15 protein-coding genes are annotated in these 20,409 nt (G+C 52.7%); 5 read left to right on the top strand and 10 right to left on the bottom strand.

Features of this window, described 5'->3' with window-relative positions; translation table 11 throughout:
• Positions 1-62: 62 nt before the first annotated feature.
• From J3P34_RS09270 to J3P34_RS09235, 8 genes are all read right to left on the bottom strand, one after another.
• Entirely contained in the window at positions 63-1,259 is a 1,197-nt protein-coding gene (locus J3P34_RS09270; protein ID WP_210488077.1) for an MFS transporter, read from the bottom strand.
• Positions 1,260-1,644: 385 nt separating this feature from the next.
• On the bottom strand, positions 1,645-2,859 hold the full coding sequence (locus tag J3P34_RS09265) for an alpha/beta hydrolase-fold protein (protein ID WP_210488074.1): 1,215 nt from the start codon (positions 2,857-2,859) through the stop codon (positions 1,645-1,647).
• A gap of 332 nt (positions 2,860-3,191) precedes the next feature.
• Positions 3,192-4,433: an alpha/beta fold hydrolase gene (locus tag J3P34_RS09260; RefSeq protein ID WP_210488073.1), complete on the bottom strand. Its 1,242-nt coding sequence runs from the start codon at positions 4,431-4,433 to the stop codon at positions 3,192-3,194.
• A 308-nt stretch (positions 4,434-4,741) separates the two neighbouring features.
• Positions 4,742-7,702 (bottom strand): M16 family metallopeptidase, encoded by a 2,961-nt coding sequence (locus tag J3P34_RS09255; protein ID WP_345890344.1) that lies wholly within the window; start codon positions 7,700-7,702, stop codon positions 4,742-4,744.
• Between the two features lie 916 nt (positions 7,703-8,618).
• Positions 8,619-9,158 (bottom strand): hypothetical protein, encoded by a 540-nt coding sequence (locus tag J3P34_RS09250; protein WP_210488072.1) that lies wholly within the window; start codon positions 9,156-9,158, stop codon positions 8,619-8,621.
• Between the two features lie 66 nt (positions 9,159-9,224).
• Positions 9,225-11,168: a DNA polymerase III subunit gamma/tau gene (locus J3P34_RS09245; protein ID WP_210488071.1), complete on the bottom strand. Its 1,944-nt coding sequence runs from the start codon at positions 11,166-11,168 to the stop codon at positions 9,225-9,227.
• 137 nt (positions 11,169-11,305) lie between these two features.
• On the bottom strand, positions 11,306-11,968 hold the full coding sequence (locus tag J3P34_RS09240) for an outer membrane beta-barrel protein (RefSeq protein WP_210463383.1): 663 nt from the start codon (positions 11,966-11,968) through the stop codon (positions 11,306-11,308).
• A gap of 103 nt (positions 11,969-12,071) precedes the next feature.
• The gene (locus J3P34_RS09235) at positions 12,072-12,506 is read right to left on the bottom strand and encodes a hypothetical protein (RefSeq protein ID WP_345890343.1); all 435 of its coding nucleotides are present in this window, start codon (positions 12,504-12,506) and stop codon (positions 12,072-12,074) included.
• 182 nt (positions 12,507-12,688) lie between these two features.
• On the opposite strand from J3P34_RS09235, the gene J3P34_RS09230 reads away from it, so the two are divergent.
• On the top strand, positions 12,689-13,498 hold the full coding sequence (locus J3P34_RS09230) for a nucleotidyltransferase (protein WP_345890342.1): 810 nt from the start codon (positions 12,689-12,691) through the stop codon (positions 13,496-13,498).
• 154 nt (positions 13,499-13,652) lie between these two features.
• Positions 13,653-14,474, top strand: coding sequence for a metallophosphoesterase family protein (locus J3P34_RS09225; protein WP_210488070.1), 822 nt, complete (start codon positions 13,653-13,655; stop codon positions 14,472-14,474).
• A 203-nt stretch (positions 14,475-14,677) separates the two neighbouring features.
• Here J3P34_RS09225 and J3P34_RS09220 read toward each other — a convergent pair whose 3' ends face one another.
• A complete protein-coding gene (locus J3P34_RS09220; protein WP_210488069.1) occupies positions 14,678-15,424 on the bottom strand; it encodes a class I SAM-dependent methyltransferase in 747 nt (248 codons plus the stop codon).
• Between the two features lie 142 nt (positions 15,425-15,566).
• Here J3P34_RS09220 and pruA point away from each other — a divergent pair, with 142 nt between their 5' ends.
• The 3 genes from pruA (at position 15,567) to J3P34_RS09205 (ending at position 18,666) form a co-directional block, all read left to right on the top strand.
• Positions 15,567-17,219 carry an L-glutamate gamma-semialdehyde dehydrogenase gene (pruA, locus tag J3P34_RS09215; RefSeq protein ID WP_210488068.1) on the top strand — a complete coding sequence of 551 codons (1,653 nt, stop codon included), beginning with the start codon at positions 15,567-15,569 and terminating at the stop codon, positions 17,217-17,219.
• 314 nt (positions 17,220-17,533) lie between these two features.
• Positions 17,534-18,127 carry a GNAT family N-acetyltransferase gene (locus J3P34_RS09210; protein WP_210488067.1) on the top strand — a complete coding sequence of 198 codons (594 nt, stop codon included), beginning with the start codon at positions 17,534-17,536 and terminating at the stop codon, positions 18,125-18,127.
• Positions 18,128-18,177: 50 nt separating this feature from the next.
• The gene (locus tag J3P34_RS09205) at positions 18,178-18,666 is read left to right on the top strand and encodes a DUF4112 domain-containing protein (protein ID WP_210463389.1); all 489 of its coding nucleotides are present in this window, start codon (positions 18,178-18,180) and stop codon (positions 18,664-18,666) included.
• A 385-nt stretch (positions 18,667-19,051) separates the two neighbouring features.
• Here J3P34_RS09205 and J3P34_RS09200 read toward each other — a convergent pair whose 3' ends face one another.
• Complete coding sequence (locus J3P34_RS09200; protein ID WP_246853628.1) at positions 19,052-20,284, bottom strand: ROK family transcriptional regulator; 1,233 nt, start codon at positions 20,282-20,284, stop codon at positions 19,052-19,054.
• Positions 20,285-20,409 lie beyond the last annotated feature (125 nt).

Genomic DNA, 20,409 nt, shown 5'->3' with positions numbered 1-20,409 from the left:
GTAAAAAGGTGCCTCGTTTTCGCACCGTTTTCTAAAAAGTACCTCCTTTTCGTCTTAAGAGTTTACGCGATGGCCAGTTTTCTGGCTTTTTGTCTATATGCCGCTACCAGCAGCAGGCAGAACAGCACCCCGGTAAACGCCAGCGCGGCGCCCACGTACTCCGGAGACGTATACCCGAAACCGGCGGCAATGGGCAAGCCACCCAGGAAAGCCCCCAACGCGTTGCCCATGTTAGAAGTAGCCTGCAGCAGGGAAGAAGCCAGCATTTCGGCCCCTTTGGCCTGCTGCACAATGAGCATCTGCATGGGCGCGATCATCCCAAAACCAATGGCCCCGATGAGAAACGTCATCATTATGGCGGTAGGTTTGAACTGGACCAAAGCGACCATAAGGAAGAGAGCTGCCACCATGCTCACCAACAGGAGGGTAGTGGTGGTCAACGGCGAGAACCGGTCGGCCAGCCGACCGCCCACGAAATTGCCTACCACCATGCCCAGGCCCGCTACCACCATGATAATGGTCATGACGTTATTGCTGAACCCGGCTACCTCGGTCATGAGCGGGGCGATGTAACTGATCCAGGCAAAAAAGCCGCCGGTGCCAATGGTGGAGATGCCGATGATGTACCACAGCTCCTTGTGCCGGAAAATGTTGAGGCTCTTGAGGAAGCTGGTATCCGATTCTGATTTCACCAAAGGCATCCAAACCTTCACCGCGAACGCCGCTACCAAGGCCACCGCCGCAATCAAGGCAAAGGAAAACCGCCAGCTATAGTTGTGCCCGATGAAGGTTCCCAACGGCACCCCAATGATATTGGCCACCGTAAGCCCCGCAAACATCACGGAGACCGCTCTTGCCTCGCGGCCTGGCTCGGCTAATTTGCTCGCCACCACCGCGCCTATGCCAAAGAACGCGCCGTGCGGCAGACCAGCCAGGAGCCGGGTAGCCATGAGCAAGGGATAACTGCTCATCAGGGCAAACAAGCCGTTGAAGATGCCCACCATCAGCATCAGTCCAATCAACACTTTCTTGGGCGGCATATTGGAGGTGAGGCCTACCATCAAAGGCGCGCCAATCACCACGCCCAGGGCGTAAATAGAGATGAGGTGACCCGCTTCCGGAATAGAAATGTTAATGGCCCTGGACATATCGGGCAGAATACCCATCATCAGGAACTCGGTCATGCCAATGCTGAAACCGCCTAGTAAAAGGGAAATCAGGCTCAGTTTGAAGAGGGGGGAAGAGTTGGTACTTTTCATGTAAGCGTATGATTGTTCATCCGGAGATGGTAAAAGGAAGGTCGTGCTTTCTTGCCCGGGATGAGCCGAAGAAAGCACAGCAACCGGTTTGTTGTTTAAAGGTAGGTAAACATAAGTTAAGCCAGCCGCAGCAGGTTGGTATGGTACAATAAACCACTGCCCCTAACGGAGTACCTGCCGCGCTAAAAAGTAAATACGAATTAGGTCTAACGATCCTGGTGCCTTGATGTTCCCCTGAAAAAGACAATTAAGTATAAACCCCATTTCTTCCTAAGGAGATCTGCACCAGCGTTTTAGTCCTGTTTTCTTAAAAACAGCCCCAAAACGAAGAGGGAGCGACTAGTGGCCGCTCCCTCTTTTATAAACCAAGCTTTGTGCCCCAACCCTACTGACCGGCTTCCAGGCTTTTTAACTTCCTTCGGGTTTCTGCTACCTCCTCCAGAGACAGGGCCTTCCTGAATGCTTCCATGGCGTTCTTCTTGTCGCCTATGGCCACGTAATAGTCGCCCATGGAGTCATGCAGGTTGCCGTCTGCGGGGTAATTGTCCAGGTTCAGCTTGAAGAACTGGTAGGCTTGGTCATACCGCTTGTTCTCCAAGGCAATGTAGCCCAGCGCATTCACCGCTCCTGCCGAGGGCAGCACCGGATACTGCATCATGGCTGACACCGCTTTGTAGTGGTCTTTGACGTACGCCACCGTGATGGTGGTATCATCCAGCTCTTTGGCCATTTCATATTTTTTAAACAGGAAACGCAACGCGTCCTGCTGGGCGGGCAGTGGCACCGAGCCGTGGTTTTCTTCTGGGTAGAATTTCCAGGTCCATGACAGGTTCCTGCTTTTTCTAAGCGTTTCCCTGAACTGGAGGGCCTCCCGCACACTATGGTTGTCGTTTGCCTTATCCTGCAGAACCCGCACCGTGTCCATGTCCTTGGCCATGGTGTTGGCCGTGGCCATGAAGAGGCTTTCGCCGACATTATCTTTCTGGGTCAGGACCTTCTCGGCTTGCCTCATGATCAATAGCTTGTCCCACCAGAGACTTGGGTCCAGAGCCACATAAGAATTGAAAAGAGTCGGTTGGTTGACCAAGGCACTAAGGACGGTTAGCCCGCCCAGGGAATGCCCCACAAACATACGGTAAGGCTGGGTGCTGTAACGCTTTTCAACGTAGGGCATCAGTTCTTTCTCCAGAAAGGCCATGAATTTTGGCCCTCCGCCCGAGGTCTTTAGATCATTGGTTGCCCTTCCATCGGACCAGAATGGATAATGCGTGGGCGTGAGGTCACGTGTCCGGTCTGTGTTTCTGATGCCTACTATGATCATTTCTGGCATCTTGCCCACCACCGTGCTCAGGTAATCTACCGTACCCACCATGGATGTAAAAAAAGCCTCGCCGTCCAGCAAATACATCACCGGAAACCTGGCCTTGCTCCCCGCCCAGCCCGATTTGGGCACGTACACCCAGATTTCGCGGTCTTCCTTTAGAATAGCGGAGTGAAAGGTATCTTTGTTGCCAATGGTAATTTGATTATCTGCCTTCTTGGCCGCTTGCCCGAAGCTAAGCGCTGGGAGCAATAATAAAACGAAGAGGAATACTCTCATAAGAGGTGGGGGGAGAAACGGAAGGATGGTTAAAAGTTGTTTAAGGATTGATATTCAAAAGTAAGCTGATCTTACCGATTACACGCAGGAAAACTCTATATATAATTTCCTGTATGTTTTGGTACTGTTTGCTTCCTAAATCAAGTTGTTGTTTTTACCTTTTTTGGTGAAAGCAGCCCGGAAACCTGCGTTCTGCCGGAATGCGTACGTCGTTACAGTGTAACGTCGCTACACCAATATGTAGCGTCGTTGCACTGCAACGACGTCATCCGGCAGGATGAAAGGGCGCTATCTTCCCAGAGCAAGGTTTGCCCGGACCAGGACACCTTCCATCATTTCGTCTGCTTCAGCTGGTTGATTTTCTCCAGGTTGTTCTTGCTGTTTTTGAGCGTGGAGGAGTCGTTTGCCGAGGTAGCAAGTGCAATGGCTTTCTGGAACTGTTGTTCTGCCAGTTTGAGGTTTCCCTGCTTCAGCAAAGCTTCCCCGTAGCTGTCAAACGCGTTAGCCGATTGCGGATTCTGAACGGTGTTGTATTTGAACGTCAGCAGGGCCAGGGCGATGTGATCTGGACTATTGAGCTGCTGGTAGGCAATGGTGTTGATCATGGGTTCCTTGAACCCGGAGTTCTTCAGCGCCTCAAACACCACCGCCTCGGCCTTCGGTGCTTTGCGTTGTTTCAGGAGAGCGGCCGCCTGCTTCATGCTCGCTTCCAGGGCCGCCATTTTCGCTTCGTGTTCCTGCCGCTGCTTTTCCTTGGTGGCGGCCTGTACCACCTGGTTAATTGCGTTCACCACCAGTTCCGGCTCTTCGCGGTGTATGTTGTGGCCGCTACTGGAGGTGATGACATGCGCGCCACTGGTAAACTGACTGAAGAACGCGTTGTGCAGGTTCCGCCATACTTCCACGCCCTGGGGCTCGTGCAGGAACAACTCCGGGGTCGCTCGTTTCTGAACCGAGGTCAGCACCACGGCCGGCACTTGGGGCAGCTTCCCGAAATGGGGTAGCTCGGCTTTCTCGAAAATCTGGTTGATGGCTTCGTTCTCCTGCTTGAACTTGGCAGGCACAAAGCTGTTCTGCAGCTCTATGTCTTTCATCGCTTTGGCATAGTCTGCCTTTTTCAGTTCCTGCATCATTTTCTCATGCGCCGGATCCACAAATACAAACCCCTTCACTTGGTCCGGGTGCTTTGCCGCGAAGGCACGAATAATAAAGGCTCCGTAGGAATGACCTACCAGAATGAAGGGTGCTTTGAGATTGGCCTTTTCCACAAGAGTTTCAAAGTCCTGCACCGCCTGTTCCAGGGTATGCGGATTGGGGTTAGGTTCCGAGTTGCCGGTTCCGGCCCTGGAGTACAGCAGCACCCGGTTGGTTTGCATCACCTCAGAGGCTACGTTGCCCCATACTTTATACGCTGTCCCAAAGCCCGATTCAAAAATGACGGTGTACTCTCCCGCGCCTGCCTGTACCATTTCCAGGGAGTGGTTCCCCACATTCACCATTTGGGTTTGCTGTGCATTGGCCAGCGCCATATTCCCCAGGAAAAACAGCAGCAGCAAAGTTCTTTTAAGCATCATAGAATTAGTTGTTTAGATAAGTTGTAGGTCAACCGGTTCTATATGAAGCCCCGGCAGAAGGTTAATATGTTGTAGATGCTATATAGAAGGCTGCGGTTGCCTGAGTGGTGTCATTTTTCCGGAATGGTGCTGCTCCGGGAAAGAAGCACAACGGGGTATTGAGGAGTATTCGCTTAGTTTTCCTGCGGATTGCTAACTCGATTTTGGCCTGTTTTATTGGAAACAGCCCAAAAACAAAGAAGGAGCGGCCGCAAGGTCGCTCCTTCTTCTAAACTAATTACTATTAACTAACAACTAATCACTACACCCTAGTACCCAAACAGCTCCTTTAAGGTTAACTGCTTCACAGTGCCGTACTTGGCCAGTTCCTTGAAGTTCAGTCTATCTTTTGACCCGATGACCAGAATGGTTTGGTTCTGGCCTTTCACAAACTGCTGCTGGAACGCTTTGATCTGGTCCAGAGTGAGGGCATCCAGGCTCTCGTAGATGTCGCGGCGAAGGTCATGGTCCACGCCCAGTTTGCGGGCCTGCTCATAGTTCATGAGAATGCCCACCTTATTGATGCGCTCCGTCGCGATGCTGTTGCGCACCGAGGCTTTGGCGTTGGTGAAGTTGGTCTCGGCCAAGGGCAGATCGTTCAACAATTCCTGCATACCGGCCATGGCCTCGGGTAGTTTGTCGCTCTGCGTCCCGATGTATGACATGATATAGTTTGCGCGGTCTTTGCGGCTGGCGTTGGCAAACCGTGAGCTGGCCGAGTACGCCAAGGCACGGGATTCGCGCAGTTCCTGGAATACGATGGCGCCCATACCGCCGTCAAAGTACTCATTGTACAGCCTGATGGTAGGCACCAATTTAGGGTCGTAATTCAAAGACTTGGTCAAAAACAGTAGCTCGGCTTGCACCATGTCATAATTGGTCCAGTACACCTTACGGTCTTTGATCTCCAGTTCTTTGAAGGCATTCTCCGCCGGGACAGGTTTCAGGGTAGCCGGTACAATGTGGCCGGTGTTCAAAGTAGCCGTAATGGCCTGCAACTCTCTGGGGCCGTAGTACAGCACGCGGTGCTGGTAGGTAGGAATGCTCTTGATGCGCGAAATCAGCTCGGCGGGTTTTACTTTCTTCAGTTCCTGCTCGCTCAGGATGTGCGTGAACGGGTTCTTAGGGCCGTACTTGGCGTAGTTCACCATGGCCACGCTGTGGATGGTGTTCTTGTCCAGTTTGGCGTCTTTGCGGTCTTTCAGGATACCGGCCACCATGTCGCTCAGAGCCTTAGGATCAGCTTTGGGGTTCTGCAGGAGGCTTTCAAATAACTGCAGGCCTTTCTCCAGGTTCGCGTCCAAACCGGTGAGGGAAACATACACCTGGTCCTGACCTGAGGAAACGCCAAAAGAGCAACCAATCTTGAAGAACTCCTTCTGCAGTTCCTCGGCGGTGTATTTGTCGGTGCCTAGGTACTGGAGGTAATCCACGGCCAAACCCAGTTTCAGGTCGTTGTTCGTGCCCATGTCCAGGATGTAGAACAGGTTGAATAGGCCGTTTTCCTGATTTTTGGTGTAGTACACCGGGATATTGCTTTTCAAAGTGCCTTCCTGGATGTCTTTCTTGTAGTCCACAAACTGCGGCTGCAGGTCAGAAACGGTGCGACTGGCCACCTGCTTGTAGAACTCAGACTGAGCCTCGCGGTTAGCCGGTACCGGCGTGATGGTGGGTTTCTCCACTTTCTGGGCATTGGGGTCCTGGCCGGTTCGCTTGTAAATCACGGCGTAGTTGTTTCCGTAGTAGCGGTTGGCCACGTCCATTACATCCTGCTTCGTGATCTTCTCAAAATTCTCCTCCTGTTTCAGGTAATCGGCCCAGTCCTGGCGCGCGATGAAGGCATCAACAAAAGCAGTGGCGCGGGCCGCGTTGCTCTCGTAGGCTTGCATCTTGCTGATCTTGTTCTTGTTCACGATGGCCGGAATCAACCAGTCCTCAAACTGGCCTTTCTTCACCAATTCAATCTGCTGCAGCAACAGGTTCTTCACCTGGTCCAGCGTTTGCCCTTGGCGCGGATTGGCACTCAGGAAGTGCGCGCTGTAATCATTGTAGACCTCGGCGAAAGAACCAGCGCCCAACGCGGCCTGCTTCTGGTTGATGTTCAGGTCAATGAGACCAGCCTGACCGTTGCTCAGAATCTGGTTGATCATGCGCAACACGATGGCGTCCTTTGATTTGATGCCCGGAAAACGGTACGCCAGCAGTAGGCTCTCGGCCTCCGGACCCAGAATCTCCTTTACCACAGGAGCGGTGATCGGCTTCTCCTGCGGCGGGGTATAGGTAGGGTCGGCTTTCTGCTGCCATCTCCCGAAGTGCTCATTGATGGTCCTGATTGTCTGATCAAAGTCCAGGTCGCCGCTCATGGCAATGGCCATGTTGTTGGGCACGTAATATTTATCGAAATACTTCTTAATCTCGGTAATGGACGGGTTTTTCAGGTGCTCCACCGTCCCGATGGTGGTCTGGGCGCCGTACTGGTGCGTGGGGAACAAAGCCGCAAACGCCGCCTCAAACGCCTTGTTGTTGTCAGAGTCCAGCGAGCGGTTTTTCTCCTCGTACACGGCCTCCAACTCGGTGTGGAACAAGCGCGGGATCATCACGCCCAGGCGCTCAGACTCCAGCATGGCCCATTTGTCTACCTGGTTGCTGGGGATGTCGCCGTAATAAATGGTCTGCTCTACCCAGGTGCTGGCGTTGGAGTTCTTCATGCCCATGGCCGCTACCAGTTTGTCGTACTCGTTCGGCACGGCGTATTTGGCCGCTACGCCCGAGATGGAGTCTATCTGGTGGTAGGTTTTCTTGCGTACAGCCGGGTCTTTCTGGGTGCGGTACTGCTCATACAGCGCCTCAATCTTGGCTAGTTCCTCTTTCTCCTTTTCCCAATTGATGGTTCCTAAGCGGGTGGATCCTTTGAAGGCCATGTGCTCCAGGTAGTGCGCCAAACCGGTGGCGTTGGCAGGATCGTTTTTGCTGCCCGCGCGTACCGCGATGTAAGTCTGGATACGGGGCGCATTGTCGTACCTGGTCAGGTACACCGTGAGGCCGTTGTCCAGTTTGTAGATGCGCGCTTTCAGCGGATCATTGGGCACGGTGGTGTAGGTGAACTCTTTCTTGGTCTCCGCTGCCGGAGTTTCGGTGACCATGGCGGTGGTTTGGGTTGGCGTACTGGTCTTGCACTGGGCAAACAGCACCGCTCCCATGAGGGAAAAAGCAATAAATCTTTTTTTCACGTCAGGTGGAATTTATCTGATAGATAGTAGTCAAATATAGGAAAACCGGGGGAGTTTATGATATTCTTTATAACGCTTTGATTTACAGGAGAAGTACAGATAAAGCAGTTTTCTTTTGTGGCCATCTGCTTTGCCGTTAAATGCTTTTTCTTGTGTACACGTAGTCTGCAATAGCTGGCGTGGCGCTGGTGTTTGCGTGGGTGCATGGGCTGGGTTGTTGCATGGCAGGGCTCCGAGCGCTCACGGCCGCGAGGCCCCGCCTTCCGGCCTCGCGCTGCGCCAGCTTCCTTTGCTCCTTTCAGTCGCAATGCCTTCGGCACCGGAACCTGACAAGGCGCTCCACCGAAAGGCTGGAAAAGGAAATACGTTTGCAGGAACGCCCCAAACTCACAGGTTTTGAAAACCTGTGAGGTCTTCTATTTATGACATGGTTCAAGTCTATGACTTGGACCCACCATGACCGGCAGTTTGCAAGGCCGTGAGGCGTTAGCCTCAAAAGCACACTTTTCCTGCTTGCCTGCCGCTCTATGCCTTTATCTAATTTTATAATTGTCAAAGATTCCTCCTTCGAAGGAGGGAGTGAGGATGTTTACACCTGCTGATTCACGCGTTCTCATCGTCCTTGAAATGTAGAGACAAGGCATGCCTTGTCTCCAACGTGTCCTCCGCATCAAGCAATGATTCCCTGAAAGGCAACCTGAGGTTTTATCAAACAGGCAGCAGCTGCAATTGCCATTTGCAGGACCTCCAGCCGCTGCGAAGTCTTTAGAGCAGATGGTAATGGTGGCGGGGCAGAGGCTGGTGCATTCCCAGAATTAACCTCCAAGGAGGGGTAGGGGTGAGTTCACATGCCTCTTAATTGTTATCAGTGTTCCATTTCAAGCCCATTTTGCAGAAAACAGCCCGGAAGCAGATATCACAACCGGGAAGCAGGAGAGGTGAGGGTGTTTTCGGCGGGGATGCCTAGTTGGCTGGAAAGGAGGTGGAGGGTTTTCTGGGCCTCCTCGGCGCTATCGGTGCGGAGTTCGTAGTCTGGTTCCTGGGATTGGGAGTAGAGCCCGATAGTGTACCATAGGACCGGCGCAGCGGGTTCGTGATCATGGGTGTGGCCGTGATCATGGTCGTGGTCCTCGGCGGTTCTGAGGTGAGAGGTGAGCCGCACAAGCCTGAAGCTAGGGAGAGGTGCCCATTTACCGGTTTTAAGGCCGAACATGCTCAGGTACTCCCGTACGCGGCGGTGCTGGAGATCGAGCTGAAAACCGTGGAAAGTGAATTTGAAGAGCACGCCCAGCAGGAGCAGCAGCGCACCCACTGAGAGCATCTGTATTGTGTCTACCGCATCGGTGCGCCACCAGGGGCTGCTACCTAAGACCAGGCCAACTAACAGCAGGGCGTACCCCAGGTAACTGAGGGGCCCAAAAAAGGAATCGGTTTTACGGTCTAGGAGGTGGCGCATAGGCACAAGTGGGTACAGACCTGTGAGACGCATAAGTAGCCCCGCAGGTTTAAAGAAAGCAGAAAGTTAGAAATCGGTATCCAGGCCCAGGCGGTTTTTCAGGTCTTTGAGGGCCGGATATAGATCTGCCAGGTAGTTGTACTTGTCCTGCGAGGTGTAGAGCTTGCGGGCGTTCTCCTGCTGTACCACGTCAATATGCACCTGCAAGCGGTTGTGGCCTAACGCTTGGCGCAGGTATAAAAGAAATTCCGGTTTGAAGCTGTTGAACTCGGCTACCTGTACCTCATTCTCCACTTGTAAATGCACCTCGGCCTTCTCGGCGTCAAAGTACCACTCGCGGTTCAGGATGGTGTACTCCAGGGTGCGGTCGGTGTGTTTCACGCGATCCACGTACTGTTGCCAGAGCTGTTGCAGTTTGTGTTGGTTGATGGTGGGCAGGGAGCCGGGCACGTAAGCCTCGTTCTCCTCTTCCAGTACCTCTACCGCGGGTGCCGCCGAGGCCGCTACTTTCTCCTCAATGTTCTTCAGGCTAGGCAGCTTGGATAGTTTGCGGCTGGCCAGGGGAGAAGCAATGGGCCGGGCTGGGGCTGCCGGAGCCGGTGCGGGCATGGGCGGTGCCATAGACGGTACCGGAGAAGGTGCCTGACTAGGGTAGGTGTCAAACACCGGATCCTCGCCCGCGTCCATATCAGAAGGGGCGGTGTTGTGGTGTGTTTCTGAGCCGTTTTTCGCGGAAGCGGCTGAAATCGGCGCCGCCGGTGCTGGAGCCGATGGGGCAATAACGGGAGCGGATGCCGGAGCCGGGCTAGCCGGAACAGCGGCTGGAGCGGAACCGTTGGGCGCGGCTACGCCGGAATTTCCATTAGTTTTTTTTTTGACCTCTCCGTTCACAGAGAGGTCTGAGGCAAGCTGCAAGGCATGCGGCAGGTGGGCCAGTTTCATGAGCAGCAGTTCCACGTGCAACCGCTGATTCTTAGCGGCTTTGAAGTTCTGGTCGCAGCTTCCCACCAGGTTCAAGCCAGAAAGCAAGAAACTCAGAGACGCCTCCTGCGATTGCTTCGCGTATTGGGCTTTGATGTTCTCAGAAACCTGCAGCAACTGTATCGTGACGGTGTCTTTGCACACCAATAAGCTTCTGAAATGCTCGCCAATGCCCAGCACGAAGTTGTGTGAATCAAAGCCGTTTTTCAGGATTTCGTCATAAAGCAGCAGGGCGCCGCTCAGGTTCTGGGTAAGCAGGTATTCCGTGAGGCGGAAGTAATAGTCGTAGTCCAGGATGTGCAGGTTCTGCACGGTAGCCTTGTAAGTAAGGTGATGACCCGAGAAGGTCACCATCTGGTCGAAGATAGACAAGGCATCGCGCAGGGCACCATCGGCTTTCTGCGAGATCAGGTGCAGGGCATCGTCATCGGCTTGGATTTCCTCTTTGGCGGCAATGCGGCCCAGGTGCTGCACCATGTCCTCAATCCGGATGCGGTTGAAGTCAAAAATCTGGCAGCGCGAGAGAATGGTAGGGATGATTTTGTGGCGCTCGGTGGTAGCCAGAATGAAAATGGCGTAGGCCGGCGGCTCCTCCAGGGTCTTCAGAAACGCGTTGAAGGCCGAGTTGGAGAGCATGTGCACCTCATCTATGATGTAGATTTTGTACTTGCCCGTCTGCGGCGCATACCGCACCTGCTCCACCAGGTTTCTAATGTCTTCTACCGAGTTGTTGGACGCGGCATCCAGCTCGTGCACGTTGAATGAGCTGTTGTTATTGAAGCTTTTGCAGGAATCACAAACGTTGCAGGCCTCTATCTCCGGCGTAATGTTCTGGCAGTTGATGGTCTTGGCCAGAATACGTGCGCAGGTGGTCTTGCCCACGCCCCGGGGGCCGCAGAACAGGAACGCCTGCGCCAGGTGGTTACTGCTGATCGCGTTCTTTAAAGTAGTGGTAATATGGTGCTGCCCCACCACGCTATCGAACGTAGTTGGGCGGTATTTCCTAGCAGATACAACAAAATTCTCCATCGCTCTACAAAGTTAAAGGTTTCTAAACCGATTGCGAAACCGAATCTGGGCAGGGCAGGAAGGTTCTTGGTTTAGTGCAAAGGGTATGATGTTTCTGGCCTGTTTTAAGGAAAGGAGGCCGGAAACATAAAATTGACCTACTTATCCGCTAAAGAATAATGAATCCCAAAGAGCAGATTGGAAGTGTTGATTTTACCATCTCTTAAAGATTTGTTGCTGTCATGTAGATTGAAGTTATGCCTCATTTCACAACTTAAGCCTATTTGAGATGAGATGGCACGAGCATATCCGAGACCCAGGGAAAGACCAAGGCTTAAGTTCTTTGCATCTGAGTACGAAGAATATCTTACTCCATCGCCTCTGTAAGTGTGTTTAAGTAGTATACCTAAGTTAGGGCCGGTATTCAGAAACAAGCCCGTTTCCTTTAGGTTTATGCCAATTAGAATTGGGATGGATAGGTAGCGGCGATTTTCTTTGAATAGAAACTCCTCAGCAGGTTCGTTTGGTAAATTATTAGGGTAATTTGTAAAGGTTGTGGCAGATCTTTTATTTTCAAACAGGAAGTTGGTTGCAAGATAGAATTTCTCAAACTGATACTTTGAAGAAACGCCAAAGGCTCCAATCAAAGCAATCTTGCCTTTATGTTCTAATTGGTTGGAAGCAAAAAGGATACTTTCTCCTAAATGGCTATAGTTAGGGCCAGCAAGAAGCCCAAGCTGAAAAGTGCCTGGTTGTTGCTGGGCAAAGCTGATTGTTGAGCCGGTGAATACACATAGTGCTAAAAGAATGTGTGTTTTCATGATGTATTACTTAGGTATATAATATTTTATATATTATTAAAACCTATATAACAGATTGAATAGTATTTACTTGCTTAAATTTATTTGTCGGTCTTGATAACCTTTACCTGAACGGCCGCTTCACCAGACTCACCTGCCCCATGGCGTCTTTCTCGTATCTGGCCAGGCAATTTGGCTGGAACTGGGCGTCAAAGTTCTGGGCTCCGGGGAACACTTCTTTGGGGGCGGGCTGGCCTTCCAGGAAGAAGTAGACTTTGGTGTTGCCGTATTTGGTGTGGGGCATGAAATCGCCGTACTGTTGCATCTGGTCCCAGAGGCTGTCTGAGACGGTGACGGCGTAGATGCGCTGGATAGGGCCGGTGTTGTTCTCGTTCCGGTAGATGGCTACTTCCTCAAAATCGCCGGAGAGGTCCTGCACGCCGGGCTGGGTGAAGGCATCCTTGACAAACCAGACCATGAGCGCGGCAAAGACCGCCACCAAGGTATATTTCAATTTATTTCCAGACATCACGTGTTCCTGCGTTGGTTTAAAGCCCAAACTTACGCAGGCTTGCCCTAACCGCAAGCGGGAAGTTTAGGAGCCGCTTTTTATAAAAAGGCTTAAAAACAGAGATTTCCCGCTTTCTGGTCAGTTGTGGTGCCGGGGAGATAACATTTTTCAAAGGATTCAGTAAATGCTATACCCACTGTTTCTATCATAAGGTCGGCTTCTGGCTACCTGTGAGCAGGGTAGTGGGCGGAGCGCCTAAGCAGGCGGGCATCTTTGAACCTTTCAGCACTGATAATACTATGGAATTGGATGATATGGCCCCAGAGGTGGCCCAGGAATTTTACCCGCAAGCCCTTAAAATGCTGCACGAAAGCGGACTGCCTTTCTTAATGGGCGGCGGTTTTGCCCTCAGACAGTACACGGGCATGCAGCGTGCCATGAAAGACATGGACGTATTCTGTAAGGCCGGAGACTGTCCGCGTTTGCTCAAGATCTTCAATGACGAGGGTTTCAAGACCGAGCTGGTGGATGCCCGTTGGCTGGCTAAGGCCTATAAAGAAGGCAAATACGTAGACTTCATCTTCAACAACCCCGGCAACAACATGCCCGTGAATGACGGCTGGTTCCGGAGGGCTCCGGACGGAACGGAGTTTGGGGTGCCTGTCAAATACATCTCCGCCGAGGACCTGTTCCGCTGCAAAATCTACGTGCAGAACCGCGAGCGCTACGATGGCTCAGACCTGAACCACCTTATTCTGCGCCACGGCGAGCACATGGATTGGGAGCGCATTCTGCAGACCCTGGAGCAGCACTGGCAACTGGTACTCATGCAGTTACTGTCTTTCCAGTTCGTGTACCCCTCTGAGAGAGACATCATTCCGCGCTGGCTGTTTGATGAGCTGTTGCTGCGCGCCAAAGAGCAGTTTGACATGCCACCGCCAACGGAAAAAGTGTGCCGCGGTCTGCTCATAGACCAGACCCAGTACGCCCCGGCCGTTACCGAGTGGGGTTTCAAAGCCATGACCATCATGACCATTTAACAAGATAGTAGATGTTTGAAAATAGATGTTTGATTTTCAGTAAGAAAGGGAGAAGGTAAAGCGGTTTTAAACCATCAGCTAATCTTCGCACGTATTCTATGGCTCAAACAAGATGTCTAACATCTAATGTCTAGCGTCTAAAATCAAATCAAGCATGGAACAACAACCGCAGACCTTCATTGCGCCGCAGCCCGTTCAACCGTTACAGCCCCAAGCCACTGATCAGCCCAGTCCCACTCCTGGGGCCCAAAAGCCGGTAAGGATTGCCGCCGTGGGCGATATCCACGTGCGGGAGACCGACAAAGGCAAGTGGGTGGATTTTTTCAAAGCCGCCTCTGAACAGGCCGAGATCCTGCTCTTATGCGGCGATCTCACTGACCATGGCTACGCGAAGGAGGCCGAGGTACTGGCGGAGGAAATGCGGGCCTGCACCATTCCGGTGGTCTGCGTGCTGGGAAACCACGACCATGACAAAGACGAGCATGATGCCATCCGCAACTGCCTTGTCCGTGACAATGTGCATTTCCTGGACGGCGACGCCGTGGTAGTGAAGAACGTGGGCTTTGCGGGGGTCAAAGGTTTTGGCGGCGGTTTTGACAAGTACATGCTTTCCATGTTTGGCGAGTTGAGCAACAAAGCCTTCGTGCAGGAAGCCGTAGACGAAGCCCTAAAGCTGGAGGCCGGTCTCTCGCGCCTGGATACTGAGTACCCCGGCGTAAAGAAGATTGCCGTGCTGCACTACGCCCCCATCAAAGCCACGGTAGAAGGGGAACCCGAAGCCATCCACCCGTTCTTAGGCTGCTCGCGCCTGGCAGAGCCCCTGGACCGCCAGAACGTGCTGGCCTGCTTTCACGGGCACGCCCACGTGGGCACTCTGGAAGGCGAGACTCCCAAAGGAGTAAAGGTCTACAACGTAGCCAAACCCATCCTGCAGAAAGCCGGCTTCGCCATGCCGTTTTTTTTGTTTGATGTCTAGAAGACAGTCCTGAGTTCTGAGTCTTTTGGCAAGAACTTGTAGGGGCAATCCCTTGTGGTTGGCCTTATTGTTTTCAGCGCGGGTTAGGTTGTTGGTGATAACAATAAAAAGGCGAAAGCTCCAGGCCCTGCGTGATTAACCAAACCAAGAATCACATAAGCCTGTTTAAGGTCCGATTTTCTGAAATCAGGCTTTAAACAGGCTTATTTCTTTATCCTTCCTATCCGGCTGAAGACGGGGAACCGCACTTCCTTGGTCTCGTTTTCAGGCCAGACTTCCTTCACCTGTTCCATAAAGCCATTCACCGGGTTTTCGCCATTCTTCCGGATGTAGGACTGCACACTGGACCAGGAATTGAGGTAACCTTCAAAATCAGGTAAGGCCCATTGAGCGGTGATGGCGCCGGTGAAAGCGGGTTCTTCCTGAAAGGGGAACGGAATGGTGGTATAGCCTTCGTCAACGTAGCGCCGCTCAAAATCCCAGTATGGGCCCACCGTGCCTGAGTAGAAATGGTTGAATAGGGCATCTACCTCCGGCGAGATGGAAAGCACGCCGTATCCCCAGAGGGCCAGAATAGCACCTGGCTTTGCTACCCGGTTCACCTCCTGGTAGAACTTCTCAAAGTCAAACCAATGCACGGCCTGGCCCACGGTGATCAGGTCAAAAGAATTATCCGGGAAAGTGGTGTGCTCTGCCGGCATCAGGTGGTAGGTGATGCGGTCTGAGGCAGATGCTTTGGAAAGCTGCTGCTCGCTGATATCGGTGGCGTGTACATGGGTGAAGAACTTGGCCAGTTCCGCGGCTACCTGTCCGTTGCCGGTGCCGCAGTCCCAGGCCAGTTCGTGCGTTTGCAGCAGGGAGCGCAGTTGCTGGTAGAGTTCTGGCGGGTACGTGGGCCTGAACTTCTTGTATAGACCCGACTGGGCGGAGAAAAGGTCTTTGGGTGCCATTACAGAGAAAATTAACGTTAGAAAGAGGAACCGTTGGGGTAAAAAGCCCATAAACCCATTGGCTACCATGGGTTAGCCTTTTTTACTCTAAACCCCTACCTTTGCTTATCTCATTACCTGAATTTAAAAACCAATACCCAATATGGCCAACGGATTTTTTAATGTCCCCATCCCGGTAAACGAGCCCGTAAAGAGCTACGCGCCCGGCAGCAAAGAAAGAGAAGAACTACTCAATGCCTATAATACGCTGCGCGAGCAGCAATTGGATATTCCCATGTACATTGGGAGCGAAGAAGTGCGCACCGGCAACCTAATGCCCGTAACTCCTCCACACGACCACAAACGCGTGATCGGGAATTACCATTACGGTAACGCCAGCCACGTGCAGCAGGCTATTGACGCCGCTCTGGCCGCCCGCGAGCAGTGGGCCCACATGCCTTGGGAAAGCCGCGCCGCCATCTTCCTGAAAGCCGCTGATCTGCTGGCCGGACCTTTCCGGGCACGCATGAACGCCGCCACCATGCTGGGTCAGTCCAAGAACGCCTTCCAGGCCGAGATTGACGCCGCCTGCGAGATGATTGACTTCTTCCGGTTCAACGTGAAGTACATGACGGATATCTACAAAATGCAGCCGGAGTCAATGCCGGGCATGTGGAACCGTCTGGAGCACCGTCCGCTGGAAGGTTTCGTGTTCGCCTTAACGCCGTTCAACTTCACTTCCATTGCTGCTAACCTGTGCGCCGCTCCGGCCATGATGGGCAACGTGGTGGTATGGAAACCAGCCAACACCCAGGTGTACTCGGCCCACGTGATCATGGAGCTGTTCAAAGCTGCTGGCTTGCCAGATGGCGTGATCAACCTGGTGTACGTAGACGGTCCTGAGGCCGGCGATGTCATCTTCAAGCACCGCCAGTTCGCGGGTATCCACTTTACCGGCAGCACCGGCGTGTTCAACAACATCTGGAAAACCATTGGCGAGAACATCAACTCTTACCGTGGTTATCCGCGCATCGTGGGGGAGACCGGAGGCAAAGACTTTATTGTGGCGCACAAATCGGCGCACGCCAAAGAAGTGGCCGTGGCCATTACCCGCGGCGCGTTTGAGTACCAGGGGCAGAAATGCTCTGCCGCCTCGCGCGCGTACATTCCTAGCAACATCTGGGAAGAGGTGAAGCAGCACGTGGTGGAAGACCTGAAATCCCTGAAAATGGGTGACCCAGAGGACTTCGGCAACTTCATCAACGCCGTGATCGATGAGAAATCCTTTGATAAACTGGCCAAGTACATTGATGCCGCCAAAAACGATGACCAGGTAGAAATCATCGCCGGAGGTAACTTTGATAAAACAAAAGGCTACTTTGTGGAGCCAACCCTGATTGTGGCGCAGGACCCGCAGTACGTGACCATGTGCGAAGAGCTCTTCGGACCGGTACTTACGCTGCACGTCTATGATGCCGATAAGTTTGAAGAGATTCTGGAGATTGTAGATACAACCTCTCCTTACGGATTGACGGGTGCTATTTTCTCCAATGACCGTTACGCAGTTGAGCTGGCCACAAAGAAACTGAGCCACGCAGCCGGTAACTTCTACATCAACGACAAACCTACCGGTGCCGTGGTAGGGCAGCAGCCATTTGGCGGTTCCCGCGCCTCAGGCACCAACGACAAAGCCGGTTCCATGCTGAACCTGCTGCGTTGGACCAGCGCCCGTACCATCAAAGAAACGTTTGTGCCGCCGGTAGATTACCGCTACCCGTTCCTGCAAGGCGGAAGCGCCGCTGAAGGTGCGCTCTAAGCAATTCTGATCTTATTTTCCTGAAAACAGCCCCTAAACGGAAATCCGTTTAGGGGCTGTTTTGTTTGCATCTTTTCTATCGTCATCCTGAAAGGATCTTGTGGGCGAACGACAGTGGCATTTACAACAACGCTTTTCCAGTTCACCCACAAGATCTTTCCAAGATGACAGTAGGAGGGAAGGGATGACAAAAGGAGAAGCTATCCCTGGAGACACCACAGGAGGCAAGAAAGCGACTTTCTGGGCAGCAAAAGGGGAAGGTTTACCCAAAGTCTGTTATCTTGGCTTTTAGAACTCACCAGAAGAAGCTGGCTATGAAAACTCCCGCACCGGTTACCCTCAAAGGCAAGCATGTGATACTCCGGCCCCTGCAGGAAAGCGATATCCCGGAACTGTGCCGGGTTGGTCTGGAGGAAGACCTTTGGCGTTTGAGCCTGAACGTACTGCGTACCCTAGAGGACATGGCGGCTTACGTGCAGGCTGCCCTCAAAGCCCAGGAAGCGGGCACGGCCCTTCCATTTGTCTACCAGCATCCCACCACCGGCGAACTCATGGGCAGTACCCGTTTCGGGAACATTGACGTGGCCAACAAGGGCCTGGAAATTGGCTGGACCTGGCTGGTGCCGGCCTGGCAGCGCACCGGCGTGAATACCGAGGCCAAGTACCTGTTGCTTCGGCACGCCTTTGAAGACCTGGGCTGCATTAGGGTGACCCTGAAAACCGATGTATTGAATGAGCGATCCCGGCAGGCCATGCGCCGCATAGGGGCCCGCGAGGAAGGCATTCTGCGCAACCACATGGTCACTTCAGACGGCCGCGTACGCGATTCTGTAATTCTCAGTGTCATTGACCGCGAGTGGCCCGATGTAAAGGCCCGGCTGGAGGGCATGCTGCAGCGCCAAAGCTAAAACTAATCTTACTGCCTGTTTCTGCGTATGAAGGAGAAATCCCCAAAACCATGCAGACAACCCCGCCCGTTACACCCGTTGATGAACGCCTGAAGTGGGTAGAGTCTATCTCCAGGCTACTGGATAACCAATTTGTGCTGCCGGGCACCAAATTCCGGTTCGGGTTAGACCCCATCATGGGTTTATTGCCCGTGGTAGGCGATCTTTCCTCCTTTGCCATGTCTGGGGTGCTGGTCATGACCATGGCCAAGCACGGAGCCAGCCGGGCGCTGGTGGTAAGAATGCTGTTCAATATTTTCCTGGATGCCGTGATAGGAAGTATCCCTATTGTGGGCTGGCTCTTTGACTTCGGGTACAAGGCAAACCAGAGAAACGTGAACCTGCTGCGCCGCCACTACCAGGAAGGCAAGTACCAAGGCAAAGGCACCGGTTTCATCATAGGCGTGCTCATCGCTTTCCTGATCTTATTCGGGCTGCTGCTTTGGGGCCTCTGGAAAGTAGCCGAGTACCTGTGGCTATGGGCCTCCTCGGCATGGTAATAATTTAGAAAGAACTTCAGAAAGATAACAAGCCTTGTTTTAGCCCTGTTTATTCAAAATCAGGGCTGAAACAAGGCTTTTCTGTTTGATAGAAGCATGCAATCTGGACCCGCTCGTGTACGCACGTATTGCAGATCCTCTTCTGCTTCCTGGTTTCAGAGTTCAGGCATTCCCCTCCATTCTAATTGACAGCACTCCTCCTGTTTGTCATCTTGGAAAGATCTTGTGGGCGAACTGAAAAGGCGTTGAAGAAACGCTACTACCGCTTGTTCCCAAGATCCTTTCAGGATGACAAAACGGTGTTTTAAAATGCGTGCGGACACGAGCCGGAGGCTCGCGCCAGCGCGGACCTTATGCCTCAGACATTAGAGCGATTAAATAGAGCTTAATTATGCTCCAGTGCCAGGTACCGATGACGCACCAGCAGGCAGGCCCCGATTACGCCGGCTTTCTCGCCCAGTTTGGAGACTTTGAGTTGCGTGTCATTGTTCACCAGGCTCAGGGAGTAGCGTTTGATGGCGCTTTTGATGGGCAGCAGGATGTAGTCCTCGGTAGAAGCCAGGCTGCCACCCAGTACCACCAACTCGGGGTTGAAGACGTTGATGAGCAGCGCAATGCCGCGGCCTATCTTGTCACCAATCTTAGCGATGAGTTCTATGGCCAGCACATCGTCGTTGTGGGCGGCATTGATGATATCCTCCAGTTGCAGGTCCTCCGGTTGGATGTTGTTCTGGGTAATGACGGTGGAGGCGCCGGCCAGCATGCTTTCCCGGAACATCTCAATCAGAGCCCAGCCCGAGGCTTCGGTTTCCAGGCAGCCTTTCTTGCCGCACTTGCACATCTTCTCGTTCTGGTACAGCGGAATGTGGCCAAACTCACCAGAATAGCCAGATTTGCCGTAGTACAGCTGGTTGTTCAGGATCATGCCCATGCCAATGCCGTAGTCCAGGTTCAGGAACAATACGTCTTTCTCGCCCTCTACCACGCCCGAGCAGAACTCGCCGTAAGCCATGGCCCGGGAATCGTTCTCCAGGAACACCTTAATGCCGATCTCCTTCTCAATGATCTTGCTCAGCGGCGCATCATGGAAGTCAAAGAGGTTGTAGTTATAACCTTTGGCGTAGTTGATACGACCCGAGAGGTTAATGCCTATGCCCAGGATCTTCTCCTTAGGAATGGGCAACTCAGAGATGAAGTTGTTGATGATGTGGCACAGTTCGTCCAGTGATTCTTTGTCGTTGGCCAGCTTATAAGGGTAGCTCTCGAAATCTGAGATAAGGTTCTTCTGGAAATCGGTGAGGCCGATGTTGATGTGGGAGGTTTTCACGTCAATGCCCAGAAAAAAGGCAGACTCGGGCGCCAAGCCGTAGACGTTGGGTTTGCGGCCCCCCGTGGAGTCTACTTTGCCGTGGTCCTGCACCAGGCCGTCTTGGATGAGGTCATTGAGCAGGCTGGTGATTTTGGGCACGCTCACGTTCAGTTCCTTGCTCAGCTCGGCAATGGTGGCGTTCCCCGTGTTGGCGAAATAAGAAATGACTTTCTTCTTGAGGTTGACGTTCTTAAAGGCCACCCCGGTAGAGAAATCACTGTTTATTTCCTCAAAGAAAGTCATTGTCATCTTCGGTTCGTATGCATGTAGCTAGAGGGGGAGCAGTTTTTCTGCTTGCTCTCCAAATTTAGTTATTTCCAAACAAGGAATGTCGCTTTTTCATAATTCTTCTGCACCTGTTTAGCACTATTCCT

Source organism: Rufibacter aurantiacus (assembly GCF_017916345.1).
GTDB lineage: Bacteria > Bacteroidota > Bacteroidia > Cytophagales > Hymenobacteraceae > Nibribacter > Nibribacter roseolus.
This window is presented reverse-complemented; position numbering and strand designations above follow the sequence as displayed.

What these genes read in the sequence shown, in the direction of transcription:
- J3P34_RS09265 (WP_210488074.1), bottom strand. Translation starts at nt 2,859, where the DNA reads ATGAGAGTATTCCTCTTCGTTTTATTATTGCTCCCAGCGCTTAGCTTC.
- J3P34_RS09270 (WP_210488077.1), bottom strand. Translation starts at nt 1,259, where the DNA reads ATGAAAAGTACCAACTCTTCCCCCCTCTTCAAACTGAGCCTGATTTCC.
- J3P34_RS09245 (WP_210488071.1), bottom strand. Translation starts at nt 11,168, where the DNA reads ATGGAGAATTTTGTTGTATCTGCTAGGAAATACCGCCCAACTACGTTC.
- pruA (WP_210488068.1), top strand. Translation starts at nt 15,567, where the DNA reads ATGGCCAACGGATTTTTTAATGTCCCCATCCCGGTAAACGAGCCCGTA.
- J3P34_RS09250 (WP_210488072.1), bottom strand. Translation starts at nt 9,158, where the DNA reads ATGCGCCACCTCCTAGACCGTAAAACCGATTCCTTTTTTGGGCCCCTC.
- J3P34_RS09260 (WP_210488073.1), bottom strand. Translation starts at nt 4,433, where the DNA reads ATGATGCTTAAAAGAACTTTGCTGCTGCTGTTTTTCCTGGGGAATATG.
- J3P34_RS09240 (WP_210463383.1), bottom strand. Translation starts at nt 11,968, where the DNA reads ATGAAAACACACATTCTTTTAGCACTATGTGTATTCACCGGCTCAACA.
- J3P34_RS09200 (WP_246853628.1), bottom strand. Translation starts at nt 20,284, where the DNA reads ATGACAATGACTTTCTTTGAGGAAATAAACAGTGATTTCTCTACCGGG.
- J3P34_RS09220 (WP_210488069.1), bottom strand. Translation starts at nt 15,424, where the DNA reads ATGGCACCCAAAGACCTTTTCTCCGCCCAGTCGGGTCTATACAAGAAG.
- J3P34_RS09205 (WP_210463389.1), top strand. Translation starts at nt 18,178, where the DNA reads ATGCAGACAACCCCGCCCGTTACACCCGTTGATGAACGCCTGAAGTGG.
- J3P34_RS09225 (WP_210488070.1), top strand. Translation starts at nt 13,653, where the DNA reads ATGGAACAACAACCGCAGACCTTCATTGCGCCGCAGCCCGTTCAACCG.
- J3P34_RS09210 (WP_210488067.1), top strand. Translation starts at nt 17,534, where the DNA reads ATGAAAACTCCCGCACCGGTTACCCTCAAAGGCAAGCATGTGATACTC.